General features: G+C 47.8%; 2 protein-coding genes. Both read left to right on the forward strand.

Going from position 1 to position 2005, the window contains the following annotated elements:
• Positions 1–493, forward strand: a 493-nt coding sequence (locus AZ66_RS28770; RefSeq protein ID WP_044358061.1) for a cysteine hydrolase family protein, incomplete at its 5' end; no start/stop codon positions are given.
• A gap of 51 nt (positions 494–544) precedes the next feature.
• A partial coding sequence (locus AZ66_RS28775) for a nicotinate phosphoribosyltransferase (protein ID WP_044358062.1) occupies positions 545–2005 on the forward strand: 1461 nt, incomplete at its 3' end.

Raw genomic sequence — 2005 nt, forward strand, 5'->3', positions numbered from 1 at the left:
CGGGGAACCGGCCGTACATATTGAGAATCGTGTTGCGGAGTTGATAGATTCCTTCGTGAATGCTGGGGATTTCGTGACGATGGCGGTTGATCTGCACGAAGAACAAGATCCCTATCATCCTGAAACAGCTCTGTTCCCGCCGCATAATATTAGGGGCACGGATGGGCGCAATCTATACGGTCAAGCAGCTGAAGTATACGAACGCCATCAATCCGAAGTATACTGGATGGATAAGACCAGATACAGCTCATTCTGCGGCACGGATCTTGATATGAGACTGCGAGCAAGACAGATAGAAGAAGTCCATTTAGTTGGAGTATGTACGGACATCTGCGTGCTTCATACAGCTGTAGATGCTTATAATATGGGATATAAGATTATTGTCCATGAGGATGCTGTCGCCACCTTCAATGGGCATGCGCATGAATGGGCGCTACAGCACTTCCGCAATTCACTCGGTGCTCAGATTATAAGTGGGTACCGCACAGAATAGTTAATGCCGCATACTGTATGACTGGTAAGTGGTAGAAAGAGAGATGACCTGATGAATACATCAATGGCCCTACACACAGATAAATATCAAATTAATATGATGTATGCACACTGGAAAAATGGCACTCACAATCAGCAGACTGTGTTCGAAGCTTTTTTCCGCAAGCTGCCCTTCCATAACGGGTATGCTGTGTTCGCTGGCCTTGAGCGCATCGTTGAATATATTGAACGCTTGCATTTTACAACAGAAGATATTGAGTATCTCGGCATGCAGGAAGAGCAGTACGAAGAAGCATTTCTGGAGGAACTGCGCAACTTCCGCTTTACGGGACAGATCGACGCGGTTCGGGAAGGTACGCTTGTATTTGCGAATGAACCGCTTATTCGTGTTGAAGGACGCGTGTTCGAGACTCAGCTGATCGAGACGGCACTGCTGAACTTCATGAACTTCCAGACACTCATTGCAACGAAGGCATCGCGCATTAAGCATGTTGCTTCCACTGATATTCTGATGGAATTCGGCACACGTCGTGCACAGGAAGCCGACGCAGCTCTATGGGGGGCACGCGCCGCTTACTTGGCTGGCTTCCATGCAACGTCTAACATGCTGGCAGGCCGCAGATTCGGCATTCCGACAAAAGGTACGCATGCACACGCATGGGTGCAGAGCTTCGAGAGCGAGGAAGAGGCCTTCCAAGTGTTCGCTGAAGCATTGCCTGATCAGGTGACGCTGCTCGTTGATACGTATGATACGCTGCACAGTGGAATACCGAATGCCATTCAGATTGGTATGGAGTTGGAGAAGAAAGGGAAGAAGCTGCAAGCCATCCGACTCGATAGCGGGGATATTGCCTATTTGTCGATTCAAGCCCGTAAGTTGTTGGATGATGCTGGTTTGAAGGATGTACAAATATGTGCGTCCAATGATCTGGATGAATATACCATCTCAGACTTGAAATCGCAGGGTGCCCGCGTGGATATGTGGGGAGTTGGTACGCAGCTTATTACAGCAGCGGATCAGCCATCTCTTGGCGGAGTGTACAAGCTCGTATCGCGTGAAGTGAACGGCGAGATGAAGCCGACAATCAAGATCTCGGCTAATCCTGAGAAGGTAACGACTCCAGGCAAGAAAGACGTATACCGCATTATTCATAAGAAGAAGAAAAAAGCAATTGCAGATTACATTTGCCTCTCTGAAGAAGATGAGGTAAAACGTCGGGCAAAGATTAAATTGTTCGATCCGATTCATCCATATTTGCATAAGTATGTAGAGCACTATGAAGCAGAACTGCTGCTTCAACCTGTATATCGGGACGGCAAACTAGTCTATGAGCGGCCGAATCTGGAAGAAATCCGTAATTACCATATGGAGCAGCTTCAGCTGTTCTGGCCGGAATATTTGCGCAAGTCGAATCCGGAGCAGTATCATGTTGACGTAAGCACGAAGGCTTGGGAACTGAAGCGCGACATGATTGAATCACATGTTCAAGAGAAGGAAAAATGGCGTACATTC

Origin of the sequence: Paenibacillus sp. E194 (assembly GCF_000935845.1) — a bacterium.
Taxonomy (GTDB): Bacteria; Bacillota; Bacilli; order Paenibacillales; family Paenibacillaceae; genus Paenibacillus_B; species Paenibacillus_B alvei_B.